This is a genomic window from Streptomyces sp. NPDC013187, assembly GCF_042899705.1.
Classification (GTDB): domain Bacteria; phylum Actinomycetota; class Actinomycetes; order Streptomycetales; family Streptomycetaceae; genus Streptomyces; species Streptomyces hawaiiensis_A.
The window spans coordinates 440,330-453,752 of record NZ_JBIBAF010000002.1; the positions used below are offsets into that span (position 1 = coordinate 440,330).

Consider the following 13,423-nt stretch of genomic DNA (forward strand, 5'->3'; position numbering starts at 1 on the left):
GTAAGAGGCCCCTCGCGAGAGCGAGGGGCCTCTTGCGTGTCCCGGAACACCTCAGCGCCCCACCGCGATCTTCACCGTCCACGCCCCCGAAGCCGTGCGCCCCTCCACCTTCACCCGCACTCCCTCCCCCGGCACCGTGAAGCTCTCCCCGATACCGATCGGGGCGTCCGCGAGGGGTGGGTAGACGGAGTCCTCCCAGCAGGCGTCGGTGCGCGGATGGGCGTCGATCACCTGGATGGGCCCGCCACCGGACTGCGCCCCGCCCCGCACCCGGTACACGAGTACCCCCTGCCGGCACGCGGCCGCGTCGTTGCCCACCGACCCCCGCACCTCGAAGGCGAGCACGCTGTCGATCCCCGTCCGCACGACGGCGAGCTTGGCGCCCCGCCCGAGCCCGAAGGCCTGCGCCCCCGCGGCCCCCGCCTCCGGCGCCACCGGCCCCGCCGTCAGCGGCTCCAGGGTCAGCCGGGCGGGCCCGGCGTCCCGCACGCACCGCACCTGCCGTGAGTCCAGCCAGCCCAGCTTCCACTTGTGCCAGGCGAAGAGGTCGGGCGCGAGTCCGAACTGGCTGCCCATCAGGTCCCAGTCGCCGACATGCGTGTCCCAGTCGCCCTTGCCGTCCGCCGGACGGTGGTACAGGTCGGGAAGGTCGAACACGTGCCCGGTCTCGTGGGCGAGGACGAGCCGGTCCGGCGGATGCTGCTCGAACACCGTGACGATCCGGCGCAGGTCGGTGCCGTCGGCTCGCAGCGGGCTCGTCAGATTCACCACCTTGGTCGCGTCCGAGTCCACGCCGGGCGCGTCCGGGTCGGCGACGAAGTACACGACGTCGTAGCGCGAGAAGTCGACCCGGGGGTCGGCCACGGAGAGGGCGTCGCGCAGGTAGGCGGCCCGGTGCGCGGGGCTCCAGTCCCGCTTTATGTCGTACGCGGCGGACGGCTTCGGCATCTGGAGCCAGTGCCGCAGCGCGTGCGGGCGCAGGGTGAAGCGGCCGTAGGAAGCCCGTTCGAAGAAGCGGGTGGTGGCCGGGAAGTGGTCGGCGGTCAGCTCCTGCGGGGTGGTCAGCGGGTGGGAGTCCGGGAAGGACAGGAAGACCATGACCGCGTCCAGGGACCGGGCCGGGCGCGGATAGGCGGCGTTCCAGGTGTCCAGGCCCTCCGAGTGATGGGCGTCGGTCCGGGTCAGGGCGCAGGGCGCGGCCGAGTCGGGCTCGGCGGCCGAGGGACCGGCGCCGAGGGAGGTGGCGGCGAGTGCCGACATGGTGGTGAACACGGCCGCGGTGCTGCGCAGTCGGGCGCGCGGAAACGGACGCGGCACGGGGACCTCCGGGTACGGTTCGCGGGACACCGCACCCAGCCTGTGATGATTTGTCGTACCGCGTCCTGTTTGCCTGCACCGGTCGGGTGAAGGGGCCGAAAAATCACGGAAGCCGACACCCCCGAAGCACTCACAGAACGTCACAACTGGTCGGGGGCCTGAAGAAGCCGTCCAGGTGCGTGCAGAAACGATCTGGCAGAAGGGCCGGCTGGCCGGGAAGACCGGCCACCGGCTGGAAGGCCCTGGGGACAGCCTCTATGATCGGCACACTTTCCTGACCTTTCCTGCACGGACAGAGATCGAATACATGCGGGAGCGAGCGGTGAGCGGAACCTCCGAAGGGCCGGCGCCCGCGGCAGACCTGGACCGGCCGGTCGTCACAGAGAGTGAGATCGACACGTCTCCCCGTACCGAGCCGCCATCCCGGCAGCCCTACCGCTCGGTTTTCACGGCCGCCCCGCTCGCCATGGCGGTCGTGGACCGCGAGGGCACGGTCGTCAGCGCCAACGACGCGCTCACCGTGCTGCTCGGCACCGGCCCCGACGGGCCGGTCGGATCCGTCGCCGCCGACCTGGTCGACCTCACCTCGGACGCCCGCACCTGGCACGCCTACCGCGAGGTGCTGCGCGGCCGGCAGTCCCGGTTGCGCTGCACGCGCCGGCTCAAGCACCCCGACGGGCACTCGCTGTGGGTGCAGGTGACGGTCACCCCGCTGCCCGCCGAGGACAGCGGCGTACTGCTGTCCGTCGCCGACATCAGCGCCCGCCGGGAACTCCAGGCCCGGCTGCGCCACTTGCAGATGCACGACCCGGTGACCCGGCTGCCCAACCGCACGCTGTTCTTCGAACGCCTGTCGGCCGCGCTGGAGGCGGAGTCCTACGAGCAGAGCGGCACGGGCCGGATCGGGCTGTGCTACCTGGACCTGGACGGCTTCAAGGCCATCAACGACACCCTCGGGCACCGCGTCGGCGACCGGCTGCTGGCCGCCGTCGCCGAGCGCCTCATGCGCTGCGCTGACGAGGCGGGGCACTCACGGACCAGCATCCCGCTGGTGGCCCGGCTCGGCGGTGACGAGTTCGCGCTGCTCGTCGAGGACTCCACGGGCACCGAACAACTGGCCGAACTGGCCGAGTCGGCGCTGCGCGCGGTCCAGGACCCGTTCGACATCTCCGGGCAGCGGCTGTCGGTCTCGGCGTCGATCGGGGTCGTGGAGCGGCACGCCGCGGGCACCACTCCCACCGCGCTGATGCAGGCGGCCGACACCACGCTCTACTGGGCGAAGGCGGACGGCAAGGCCCGCTGGACGTTGTTCGACCCGGAGCGCAACGCCCACCGCATGACCCGCCAGGCCCTGGCCTCCACGCTCCGGCCGGCCATCGACCGGGGCGAGTTCCGGCTGGAGTACCAGCCGCTGGTGGGCATGGAGGACGACCGGCTGCACGGGGTCGAGGCGCTCATCCGCTGGAATCATCCTCAGTTCGGCATACTGACGCCGAATCGGTTCATCGGACTCGCGGAAGAGGACGGTTCGATCGTCCCGCTGGGCCGCTGGGTGCTGCGTACGGCCTGCGGGCAAGCCCGGCGGTGGCAGCTGGACCACCCGGACGAGCCGCCGATCTTCGTCAGCGTGAACGTGGCGGTGCGGCAGGTCTGGGACTCGGACCTGGTGGCCGACGTGGCGGAGACGCTGGCCGAGACGGGGCTCGCGCCGCACCTGCTGCAGCTGGAGCTGACGGAGTCGGCGGTGATGGGCTCGGCGGGACGCCCGCTGCAGACCCTGAAGGCGCTCAGCGACATGGGGGTGCGGATCGCCATCGACGACTTCGGCACCGGCTACTCGAACCTCGCGTATCTGAGCCGGCTGCCGGTGTCGGTGCTGAAGCTGGACGGCTCGTTCGTGCGCGGCTTCCAGTACGACGACCGGGAGGCGGCCGCCCGCGCGAACCCGGCCGACGCGGTCGTCGTCGAGGCGATGATCCAGCTCGCGCACCGGCTCGGGCTGACCGTCACGGCCGAGTGCGTGGAGACCTCGGCGCAGGCGACCCGGCTGCGCAGCATCGGCTGCGACACCGGACAGGGCTGGCTCTACTCCCGTCCGGTGCCGCCGGACCGTATCTCCGAGCTGCTGGGCACGCCGGACGTTCAGGCGGAGGCGGGCGTCGGCAAGCCGTAGGCGTCGGCGATGAGTTCGTAGGAGCGTACGCGGACGTCGCCGCCGTGCGCGTTGGCCGTGATCATCAGCTCGTCGGCGCCGGTGCGCTTGGCGAGGTCGTCGAGGCCGGAGCGGACCTCGTCCGGGGTGCCGTGGATGACGTTGGCGTTCCAGGAGTCGACGAATTCGCGCTCCATGGGGCTGAACTCGTAGGCCTCCGCCTCCTCCGGCGTGGGCACGAGGCCGGGGCGGCCGGTGCGCAGCCGGACCATGCTGAGGGCGGCGGACAGCACCTGCCGGCGGGCCTCCCGCTCCTCGTCGGCGGCGAGCGCGGAGACGCCGATGAGGGCGTACGGCTCGTCGAGCACGGCGGACGGCTGGAAGGACTCCCGGTACAGGTCCAGGGCCGGGATCGTGTTCTGCGCCGAGAAGTGGTGCGCGAAGGCGAAGGGCAGACCGAGGGCACCGGCCAGACGGGCGCTGAAGCCGGAGGAGCCGAGCAGCCAGAGCGGCGGGCGGTGCGGGGACTGGACGCCGCCGGGGGACGTGGCCTGGACCGGGCCGGGGACCGCGTGGATACGGCGGTACGGATGGCCGTCCGGGAAGTCGTCGTCGAGGAAGCGGGTCAGCTCGGCGAGCTGCTGCGGGAAGTCGTCGGCGCCCTCGTTCAGCCGTTCCGTGCGGCGCAGGGCGGCGGCGGTGGCCCCGTCCGTGCCGGGGGCGCGGCCGAGGCCGAGGTCGATCCGGCCCGGGGCCATGGCCTCCAGCGTCCCGAACTGCTCGGCGATGACGAGCGGGGCGTGGTTGGGCAGCATCACGCCGCCCGAGCCGAGCCGGATGCGGTCGGTGTGGGCGGCGAGGTGGGCCAGGATCACGGCCGGGGAGGAGGAGGCCACGCCCGGCATGGAGTGGTGCTCGGCGACCCAGTAGCGGTGGAAGCCGCGGTGCTCCGCGAGGCGGACCAGGTCGACGCTGGTGCGCAGGGCGTCGGAGGCGGTGCGGCCGGCCCCCACGGTGACCAGGTCCAGTACGGAGAGGGGGACGGGGGCGCCGCCCTGTGCCGCGCCGCGTATCTCGTCTGCCGCGCCGCGTGTCTCGTCTGCCGCCACGGTGGGGTGCCTCCTGCTGTGGGCCGTGTTGCTGTCGTTCCGGCCCTAACAGGGGACTGTCTCCGGTTATTCCCCGGCGGGCCGGGGCGCCGCTGATCCCGCTGCTCGATCCGCGACCGGGTGTCAGGCGGCCCGCTCCCAATCGCTGCGCACGCTGTCGTGCGGAGGTGGACGGTCGGCCTTCTCGCGGGCCCGCAGGACGGTCCACGCGAGGGCTGACACGCAGACGAGCCACCAGGGCAACGGCCACACGGCCCCCCACCAGCGGACCCGGGGGTCGAGGAAGGCGTCCACGGCGGCGGAGACCATGGCCGCGGCCAGGCTCCAGCACAGCAGGCGCCCGGCCAGCTGGACAGCGCTTGCAGAGAATCTGAACGGGCCCCGTTCGGCCATCGGGAGTCCTTCACGGCACGACTGGCTGCGGACGTGGTCAGTGTGCACGGAATGGACGAAGGAGGGGGAACGCGCTTTCGGTCAATCCAAGTTTCGTGTGATGTGGCGGAGTTGAGCATTCCTCAGCATCGGATGGGGTGTTGGAGCGCTTATACCCCGATGTGCACCGAAGAAGGGGTGGGACCGATTCCGGCCCCCATGAGGGACGCGTTCGAGGGCACGGCAGCCTTTCCCCGGCCGCCCCGGGGCACTCGGGGCTCCATGGAGATCGACGCGTACCGGGTGGCGCGAGCGGCCGGCTGCCTCAAGGCCGCGTTCGCGGTGGCCGTCGGCATGAATCTCGCCGAGGCCGTCTGGGAGCCGAGCGGCACCGTCTGGAGGGTTGCCCGGTCGTCGGCGAGCATCGCCTTCACTCTCGCCCTCGCCGCCTACGTCGTGCTGCGCGTGCTCCGGTGGCGTCGAGCGAGGGGCGAACGTCCGTGAGAACCGCATTCTCCTCGCCGCCCGCGGCGGATGCCGCGGGCGGCGAGGGGCAGGCCTCGCGGCTCACGCCTGGACGATCGGTTCCCTGGTGAAGAGCGCCCCCAGTTCCGGCGCGTTCACCCGTCGGTCCGCCAGGCGCAGGCCCTCCCAGACCGTGACCTGGTTGGCGGTGAGGACCGGCTTGCCGAGTTCCTTCTCCAGGGCCGGGATGTGGGCCGCCGTGTGCAGGGCCGTGTCGGGGAGGAGGAGCGCCTCGGCCTCGGGGTGGTCGGAGTTCCGGGCCAGGGCGAGGAGTTCGGCCTCGCCCCAGGTGCCGACCTCGGCGGCCGTGATGATGCCGGAGCTGTTGACCGACACGACCTCCACACCGGCCGCGCGCAGGAACTCGGCGAAGAGCCGCGCCACGTCCTCCGGGTACGTCGCTCCGATCGCGACCCTGCGCGCCCCCAGCTCCCGCACGGCGTGCGCGAACGCGAAGGAGGTGGACGAGGCGGGCATGCCGGCCGTCTGGGCCAGGGCGCGGACCTGCTCCTGCGCGCCGTCCCAGCCGTAGACGAAGCTGCCGCTCGTGCAGGCCCACACCACGGCGTCCGCACCGGCGTGCCGCAGTTCCTGGACACCCGCCGCGAGTCGCCCGGCGGAGCCCATCTCGAGCAGCGCGTCCACCCGGTGCGCGTCCTCACCGATGTCGGTGTGCACCAGGTCCACCCGGATGTCGCTGCCCAGCAACTGCTCGATGCGCGGATAGTCGTCCTCGGCGGAGTGGCCCGGGTAGAGAAATCCCAGTGCTGTCATGTCCAGCCTTCCTGCTGCTGCTCTTCTTCCGGCAGTACGGGACCGGGGCCCGCCCCCGGCGCTGCGGGGCCGGAACGCGCCGCCGGATTGATCAGCGCTTGGTACGGCCCCACCGCACGGGTACCCAGTCGGCGCAGCGCCGCCCACATCGTCACTTGGTTGGCCGAGATCACCGGGATGCGCAGCTCGGCCTCCAGCTGGGGGATCACGTCGTACGTGGGCAGGTTGGTGCAGCTGATGAACAGCGCGTCGGCGTCGCCCCGGACGGCTTGCCGCGCCATGTCCACCACCTCTCGGTAGGGGACCTTCCAGATGTGCCGGGTCAGCCCCATGAAGGCGCAGCCGGAGATCGCGACACCGGCCTGGGCGACGTAGGCCTCCAGCGACTGCGTCACCGAGACCGTGTACGGCGTCACCAGTGCCACCCGGCGTACGTCCAGCTCGACCAGGGCCTCCAGCAGTGCGCCGGAGGTGGTGATCGCCGGTACGGCACCGGCGCGGCTCATCGCCTCGCACATCGCCCGCTCGCCCATCATGCCGCCGACGAAGCTGCCCGACGTGCAGGCGTAGGCCACGACCTCCGGGGCGATGGCGTTGAGCGTGCGGACCGCCTCGCTCAGCGTCTCGTGCTCGCTGACCAGCCGGGCCAGGTCGAGACTGACCTCGACCGGCACGTAGGGCGTTCGTGTCATGTGCAGGGAGACCTCGTCCGGCACCCAGCGCCACAGTTCGCGGTCGAGTGCGAAGTCGAAGGGGGCGACGACGCCGACCCCGCGCTGCGGGCCGGGCCCGCCGAGAAATGAGACGTCCATGGCAGGCACCGGCCTCACGCTGGGCAACGAGTGTGCAACGGATCGTGGGAACGCCCGTGTTGACGACGGTAGGTTCGGGTGCGAGCGTGGTCAATCCGCCCGGATCACTCCTTGGTCAACACCGGGTTAACTCGTCGTCACCGACCGGCGCCCCGGGGCCGGCCGGACCCGCCGCACGGCTGGAGAAACGGCTGCTCATGCCCACCCCCACGCTCCTCGTCCTGGACGCCGAACCCCTCCCCCGCCTCGGCCGCCTCACCGGCCGCGCCCGTGTCGAACACACCGACGCGGCGCATCTGGCCGAGCGCCTCCCGCGTGCGGATGTACTCCTGGTGTGGGACTTCACCTCGCGCGCCGTGCGGGACGCGTGGCCGGGCGAGGGTCCGCGGCCCCGCTGGGTGCACACGGCGAGCGCCGGTGTGGACCATCTGATGTGTCCGGAACTCGCCGCCTCGGACACCGTGGTGACGAACGCACGCGGCATCTTCGACCAGCCGATCGCCGAGTACGTCGCCGCGCTGGTGCTGGCGATGGCCAAGGATCTGCCGCGCACGCTGGAGCTGCAGCGGGAGCGGACCTGGCGACACCGCGAGTCGCACAAGATCGCCGGAACCCGGGCCGTCGTGGTCGGGTCCGGACCGATCGGACGGGCGATCGCGCACACGCTGGGGGCGCTGGGCATCACGACCGCGCTCGTGGGCCGTGCCGCGCGCTCCGGCGTGCACGGCCCTGAGGATCTGGACCGGCTGCTGGCCCGCGCCGACTGGGTGATCGCCGCGGCACCGCTCACGGACGAGACGCGGGGGATGTTCGACGCCCGCCGCTTCGGCCTGATGCAGCCGTCCGCCCGGTTCGTCAACATCGGCCGCGGCCAGCTGGTCGTCGAGGACGCGCTCGCCGAGGCCCTGGCCAAGCGCTGGATCGCGGGCGCCGCCCTGGACGTCTTCGAGGCCGAACCCCTGCCCCCCGACAGCCCGTTGTGGCAGGCCCCGGACCTGATCGTGTCCCCGCACATGAGCGGCGACGTCGTCGGCTGGCGCGACGAACTCGGCGCCCAGTTCGTGGAGCTGTACGAACAGTGGGCGTCCGGGGAGCCGTTGAAGAACGTGGTCGACAAGCAGCGTGGGTATGTACCCGGACACTGACGTTCCCGGGAGGGTGGATGACCGAGCTCACCGAGCTGACCGCCGTACGGCTTCTCGACGGGTACCGCAAGGGCGAGTGGAGCCCTGTGGAGGTGACGCGGGCGGCGCTGGAGCGGGCCGAGGCGATCCAGCCGGAGGTGAACGCCTTCGTCCGGCTGACCGCCGAGGACGCGCTGGAGCGGGCCGCGGAGTCGGAGGGGCGATGGCGGCGCGGTGAGCCACGCGGGCTGCTGGACGGGGTGCCGGTCACCGTCAAGGACATCCTGTTGCAGCGCGGGGCGCCGACCCTGCGCGGGTCGAGGGCCGTGGATCCGGCGGGGCGGTGGGACGAGGACGCGCCGTCCGTCGCCCGGCTGCGCGAGCACGGGGCGGTCTTCCTCGGCAAGACGACGACGCCCGAGTTCGGCTGGAAGGGTGTGACGGACTCGCCGCTCAGCGGTGTGACGCGCAACCCGTGCGACCCCTCGCGCACCGCGGGCGGGTCGAGCGGCGGCAGCGCCGCGGCCGTGGCGCTGGGCGCGGGGCCACTGTCGCTGGGCACGGACGGCGGCGGCAGTGTGCGCATCCCGGCGTCGTTCTGCGGCATCTTCGCGCTGAAGCCGACGTACGGGCGGGTGCCGCTCTACCCGGCGAGCGCGTTCGGCACGCTGGCGCACGTCGGGCCGATGACCCGGGACGCGGCGGACGCCGCGCTCCTGATGGACGTCATCGGCCACCCGGACTCGCGCGACTGGTCGGCGCTCGCGGCCCCGGCCGGCCCGTACACGGACGGCCTGGCGGGCGGGGCCGGGGTACGCGGGCTGCGGGTGGCGTACTCGCCGTCGCTGGGCGGGCAGGTCGCGGTGCAGCCCGCGGTCGCGAGGGCGGTGCGGCGGGCGGTGGAGCGGCTGGCGGAGCTCGGCGCGTACGTCACGGAGACCGACCCGGACCTGACCGACCCGGTGGAGGCCTTCCACACCCTGTGGTTCAGCGGGGCGGCCCGGGTGACCCAGCACCTGGGCCCGCACCAGCGGGAGTTGCTGGACCCGGGCCTGCGGGAGATCTGCGCGCGGGGCGCCCGGTACTCGGCGCTGGACTATCTGGCCGCGGTGGACGTCCGGATGGACCTGGGCCGTCGGATGGGCCGCTTCCACGACACCTACGACCTGCTCGTCACGCCGACCATGCCGCTCACGGCGTTCGAGGCGGGCGCCGAGGTACCGAAAGGATCCGGCCACCGGCGCTGGACGGGCTGGACCCCGTTCACCTACCCGTTCAACATGACGCAACAGCCCGCGGCGAGCGTGCCGGTCGGCTCGGACGCGGACGGTCTGCCGATCGGTCTGCAGCTCGTGGCCGCCCGGCACCGGGACGATCTGGTGCTGCGGGCGGCCCACGCGCTGTACGAGGCGGGGGTGGCCTCGGCCGGCCGGCCTACGCCCGCCGGAAGCTGAGCGACTCCCCCGCCGCTCCCGACCTCCACAGGTCGTTGCACGCCTCGGCCATGGTCTCCAGGCCGTCGACGACCTGGCCCCAGACGATGCCCGGGACCCAGCCGACATCGCCGTTCAGCAGCAGGTTGTTGCGCTCGTAGAACAGGGCCAGGTCGACAAGCGTGGTCCCGGCGCGAACCTCACGGTCGTAGCCGTACGCCTTGGTGCCCAACTCCGCCCCGGCGAAGGTGAAATAGCACAGATCGCCGGGGATCGGAGTGATGGTCGGGTTTTCCAGAGGTGGTTCGGTTTCGGCGAAGGGTGGGAAAAGGGCGTAGATCTCATTGCGTGCGTACTTCGCGTGGTAGACGTCGCCGGCCAGTGGAAGGGAATCCCAGACGGCCGCGCAGGTGATCGGCGCGCGGTCGTCCAGCAGCCTGGCCGTGCAGGTCACGTCGCGCTTGACCAGCGAGACTTCGATGTAGCGATCAGCCATGCCCTCCATGGGAGTGCCCGCAGCCGCTGCGGTCAAGGGCGCACGGGGGTGAGTGCGGGGCTTGAAAAGATCGGCATAACTAGGAGGCGGTCGGGTAGCCGCGCGCCCATGGCTCCACCACAGAGAAGCCCATTCAGAGGTCCCGAACCCATACCCCGGCCCGTCTCCGGGCCCGCCCGCCGGTCGCTGCTCGCGGGGGTGGCGGCGCTCGGCGCGTTGGGCGCCGCCGGATGCAGCAGGGTCGCCACGGCGTCGGACGCCAAAGGCGGTGATCTGCTCGGCCGGCTCCGGGCGGCGGGTGTCGTCCGTCTCGGCATCGCCGGCGAGATCCCGTTCGGTTTCATCGACACGAACGGCGAACTGACCGGTGAGGCACCGGAACTGGCCAAGGTGATCTTCAAGCGGCTCGGCGTCGACCGGGTACAGCCCGTGCCGACCGAGTTCGGCTCGCTCATCCCGGGCCTGAACTCCCAGCAGTTCGACGTCGTGGCCGCCGGGATGTACGTGAACCCCGAGCGCTGCGAGCAGGTCATCTTCGCCGACCCCGACTACCAGATGCTCGACGCGTTCATCGTGCGCAAGGGCAACCCGAAGGGGCTGCACAGCTACAAGGACGTCGTCGGGAAGAAGGCGAAGTTCGCCACCGGCACCGGGTACGCCGAGATCCAGTACGCCGTGGACGCCGGGTACAAGGAGAGCGACATCCTCATCGTCCCGGACCAGGTGGCGGGGCTGAACGCGGTCGAGGCGGGGCGCGTGGACGTGTTCGCCGGTACGGCGCTCACCGTGCGCGAGGTGGTGAAGAAGTCCGCCAAGGCGGAGGCCACCGAGCCGTTCAAGCCGATCGTCGGCGGCAAGCCGCACGTCGACGGAGGCGCCTTCGCGTTCCGTCCGACCGAGACGAAGCTGCGCGACGCCTTCAACGTGGAGCTGCGCAAGCTCAAGAAGAGCGGCGAACTGCTCCGCATCCTCAAGCCGTTCGGTTTCACCGAGGCCGAGATGACGGAGCTGACCGCGAAGGAGCTCTGCGGCGGATGACCCCGGGACTCTGGGAACTCGTACTCAAGGGCGTCTGGGTCACGATCCAGCTGCTCGTCTGCAGTGCCCTGCTGGGCGCCGCGGTGTCCTTCGTCGTCGGCGTGGCGCGCACCCACCGGCTGTGGATCGTCCGTTTCCTGGCGGGCGTCTACACCGAGGTGTTCCGCGGCACGTCGGCGCTGGTGATGATCTTCTGGGTGTACTTCGTGCTGCCCATCGCCTTCGGCTGGCAGCTGGTGCCGCTGTGGGCGGGCACCCTCGCGCTCGGCCTGACCTACGGGGCGTACGGCTCCGAGATCGTGCGCGGCGCGCTGAACGCGGTCGACCCGGCGCAGAAGGAGGGCGGGATCGCCCTCAGCTTCACGCCCTGGCAGCGGCTGCGGCTGATCCTGCTGCCGCAGGCGGTGCCGGAGATGATCCCGCCGTTCTCCAACCTGCTGGTCGAACTGCTCAAGGGCACCGCCCTGGTGTCCGTCATGGGCATGGGTGACCTGGCGTTCAGCGGCAACCTGGTGCGGCTGGCGCTCCAGGAGAGCGCGGAGATCTACACGATCGTGCTGCTGATCTACTTCGTGATCGCCTTCGTGCTGACCCGCGGCATGCGCGGACTGGAGCGCAAGCTCAAGACCGGCACCGGCAAGCCGGTCGGGAGCACGCCCGACCAGGAGCTGGACCGTCCGCAGACGACCGGGGTCGGAGGTGCAGTCGCATGAAGTGGGACTGGAGCGCAGTCAGCGGCTTCATGCCGCACCTCTGGGACGGTCTGCTGGTCACCCTGCAGATCCTGGCCCTCGGTTCCCTGATCTCGTTCGCGCTGGGCCTGGTGTGGGCGCTGCTGATGCGGGTGCCCTCGCGCTGGGTGACCTGGCCGGTCGGCGTGGTCACGGAGTTCGTCCGCAACACCCCGCTGCTGGTGCAGCTGTTCTTCCTCTTCTACGTGCTGCCCGAGTGGGGCGTGACCTTCTCGGCGCTGACCACCGGCGTCTTCGCGATCGGGCTGCACTACTCGACGTACACGATGCAGGTCTACCGGGCCGGCATCGAGGCCGTGCCGGTCGGCCAGTGGGAGGCGGCGACGGCACTGAACCTGCCGCTGCACCGGACGTGGACCGCGGTGATCCTGCCGCAGGCCGTGCGCCGGGTCGTCCCGGCCCTCGGCAACTACGTCATCTCCATGCTCAAGGACACGCCGATGGTCATGGCGATCACCGTGCTGGAGATGCTCGGCCAGGCGCGCCTGTACTCGCAGGAGCACTTCCAGTTCACCGAGCCGCTGACGGTGATCGGCGTGGCCTTCATCGTCATTTCCTACCTGGCCTCCCTTGCCCTGCGAGCCCTGGAGCGACGCCTTGCCCACTGACACTCTCCCCAATTCCGGGACCGACCCCGAGAAGAACCCCGCCCGGAGCACCGGCGAGCTGATCCGGCTGGAGCAGGTCACCAAGCGGTTCGGGAGCAACACCGTCCTGGACCACCTGGACTTCTCGGTCGACGCCGGCAAGCACGTCACTCTGATCGGGCCGTCCGGATCGGGCAAGACCACGATCCTGCGGCTGCTGATGACCCTGCTCAAACCCGACGAGGGCACGATCACGGTCGACGGGCAGCAGCTGTTCCCGGCCTCCGACAAGCAGGTCCGCGAGGTCCGCAAGAAGATCGGGATGGTGTTCCAGCAGTTCAACCTGTTCCCGAACATGACGGTGCTGCGGAACATCACCGAGGCTCCCGTCACCGTCCTCGGCCTGTCGAAGGACGAGGCGGTGGAGCGGGCCAAGGGCCTGCTGGACATGGTGGGCCTGGCCGACAAGTGCGACGCGCACCCGGCCCAGCTCTCCGGCGGCCAGCAGCAGCGGGTGGCCATCGCCCGGGCCCTGGCGATGCGTCCGCAGGTGCTGCTGCTGGACGAGGTGACCTCCGCGCTCGACCCCGAGCTGGTCGCCGGAGTCCTCGACGTCCTCAGGGACATCGCCCGCTCCACGGACATCACGATGCTCTGTGTGACCCACGAGATGAATTTCGCCCGGGACATCTCCGACCAGGTACTGATGTTCGACCACGGCCGCATCATCGAGTCCGGCACACCGGAAAAGATCTTCAGCGACCCGGAGCTGGACCGGACACGGGAGTTCCTCAGCGCAGTGCTGTGACTACAGCCCGTGAACAGGCAGAACACCCCGCCCGGTAACCGGGACGTGACTGGGGCATGCTTCTGGCACATGCCAGAGTGCCATTGCCCCAGTCCGGGGCCCCGGGAATCTTGTCAACCCCCGC

General features: G+C 71.2%; 14 protein-coding genes. 8 read left to right on the plus strand and 6 right to left on the minus strand.

Going from position 1 to position 13,423, the window contains the following annotated elements; genetic code table 11:
* Nucleotides 1–51: 51 nt before the first annotated feature.
* Complete coding sequence (locus tag ACFY5B_RS05130) at nt 52–1,347, minus strand: M6 family metalloprotease domain-containing protein (protein ID WP_389964682.1); 1,296 nt, start codon at nt 1,345–1,347, stop codon at nt 52–54.
* Nucleotides 1,348–1,624: 277 nt separating this feature from the next.
* Here ACFY5B_RS05130 and ACFY5B_RS05135 point away from each other — a divergent pair, with 277 nt between their 5' ends.
* Nucleotides 1,625–3,490, plus strand: coding sequence for a putative bifunctional diguanylate cyclase/phosphodiesterase (locus ACFY5B_RS05135; RefSeq protein WP_389964684.1), 1,866 nt, complete (start codon nt 1,625–1,627; stop codon nt 3,488–3,490).
* Here the strand turns inward: ACFY5B_RS05135 and ACFY5B_RS05140 are convergent.
* On the minus strand, nt 3,460–4,578 hold the full coding sequence (locus ACFY5B_RS05140; protein WP_389964687.1) for an LLM class flavin-dependent oxidoreductase: 1,119 nt from the start codon (nt 4,576–4,578) through the stop codon (nt 3,460–3,462). The two genes, ACFY5B_RS05135 and ACFY5B_RS05140, sit on opposite strands and share 31 nt — an antisense overlap.
* Nucleotides 4,579–4,701: 123 nt before the next feature.
* Nucleotides 4,702–4,971, minus strand: coding sequence for a hypothetical protein (locus tag ACFY5B_RS05145; RefSeq protein WP_389964690.1), 270 nt, complete (start codon nt 4,969–4,971; stop codon nt 4,702–4,704).
* A gap of 261 nt (nt 4,972–5,232) precedes the next feature.
* Here ACFY5B_RS05145 and ACFY5B_RS05150 point away from each other — a divergent pair, with 261 nt between their 5' ends.
* Entirely contained in the window at nt 5,233–5,454 is a 222-nt protein-coding gene (locus tag ACFY5B_RS05150; protein WP_389964693.1) for a hypothetical protein, read from the plus strand.
* Nucleotides 5,455–5,517: 63 nt separating this feature from the next.
* Here ACFY5B_RS05150 and ACFY5B_RS05155 read toward each other — a convergent pair whose 3' ends face one another.
* Complete coding sequence (locus ACFY5B_RS05155; RefSeq protein ID WP_389964696.1) at nt 5,518–6,249, minus strand: aspartate/glutamate racemase family protein; 732 nt, start codon at nt 6,247–6,249, stop codon at nt 5,518–5,520.
* The gene (locus tag ACFY5B_RS05160) at nt 6,246–7,061 is read right to left on the minus strand and encodes an aspartate/glutamate racemase family protein (RefSeq protein ID WP_389964699.1); all 816 of its coding nucleotides are present in this window, start codon (nt 7,059–7,061) and stop codon (nt 6,246–6,248) included. Before ACFY5B_RS05160 ends, ACFY5B_RS05155 begins: the two co-directional genes overlap by 4 nt.
* A gap of 197 nt (nt 7,062–7,258) precedes the next feature.
* On the opposite strand from ACFY5B_RS05160, the gene ACFY5B_RS05165 reads away from it, so the two are divergent.
* Both ACFY5B_RS05165 and ACFY5B_RS05170 read left to right on the plus strand, forming a co-directional pair.
* Nucleotides 7,259–8,206 (plus strand): D-2-hydroxyacid dehydrogenase, encoded by a 948-nt coding sequence (locus ACFY5B_RS05165; RefSeq protein ID WP_389964702.1) that lies wholly within the window; start codon nt 7,259–7,261, stop codon nt 8,204–8,206.
* Nucleotides 8,207–8,223: 17 nt separating this feature from the next.
* Nucleotides 8,224–9,639, plus strand: a complete 1,416-nt coding sequence (locus ACFY5B_RS05170; RefSeq protein WP_389964704.1) for an amidase — start codon at nt 8,224–8,226, stop codon at nt 9,637–9,639.
* Here the strand turns inward: ACFY5B_RS05170 and ACFY5B_RS05175 are convergent.
* Nucleotides 9,620–10,114 (minus strand): DUF3830 family protein, encoded by a 495-nt coding sequence (locus ACFY5B_RS05175; RefSeq protein WP_359627871.1) that lies wholly within the window; start codon nt 10,112–10,114, stop codon nt 9,620–9,622. The genes ACFY5B_RS05170 and ACFY5B_RS05175 overlap by 20 nt on opposite strands.
* Nucleotides 10,115–10,222: 108 nt before the next feature.
* On the opposite strand from ACFY5B_RS05175, the gene ehuB reads away from it, so the two are divergent.
* Genes ehuB through ehuA form a run of 4 tightly spaced genes read left to right on the plus strand, consistent with a single transcriptional unit; the run spans nt 10,223 to nt 13,299 of the window.
* Nucleotides 10,223–11,152, plus strand: a complete 930-nt coding sequence (gene ehuB, locus ACFY5B_RS05180) for an ectoine/hydroxyectoine ABC transporter substrate-binding protein EhuB (protein ID WP_389964707.1) — start codon at nt 10,223–10,225, stop codon at nt 11,150–11,152.
* Nucleotides 11,149–11,865 carry an ectoine/hydroxyectoine ABC transporter permease subunit EhuC gene (ehuC, locus tag ACFY5B_RS05185; protein WP_389964710.1) on the plus strand — a complete coding sequence of 239 codons (717 nt, stop codon included), beginning with the start codon at nt 11,149–11,151 and terminating at the stop codon, nt 11,863–11,865. The genes ehuB and ehuC overlap by 4 nt, the downstream gene beginning before the upstream one ends.
* Nucleotides 11,862–12,512: an ectoine/hydroxyectoine ABC transporter permease subunit EhuD gene (gene ehuD / locus ACFY5B_RS05190; RefSeq protein WP_389964713.1), complete on the plus strand. Its 651-nt coding sequence runs from the start codon at nt 11,862–11,864 to the stop codon at nt 12,510–12,512. Before ehuC ends, ehuD begins: the two co-directional genes overlap by 4 nt.
* Entirely contained in the window at nt 12,502–13,299 is a 798-nt protein-coding gene (gene ehuA, locus ACFY5B_RS05195; protein ID WP_389964716.1) for an ectoine/hydroxyectoine ABC transporter ATP-binding protein EhuA, read from the plus strand. The genes ehuD and ehuA overlap by 11 nt, the downstream gene beginning before the upstream one ends.
* Nucleotides 13,300–13,423 lie beyond the last annotated feature (124 nt).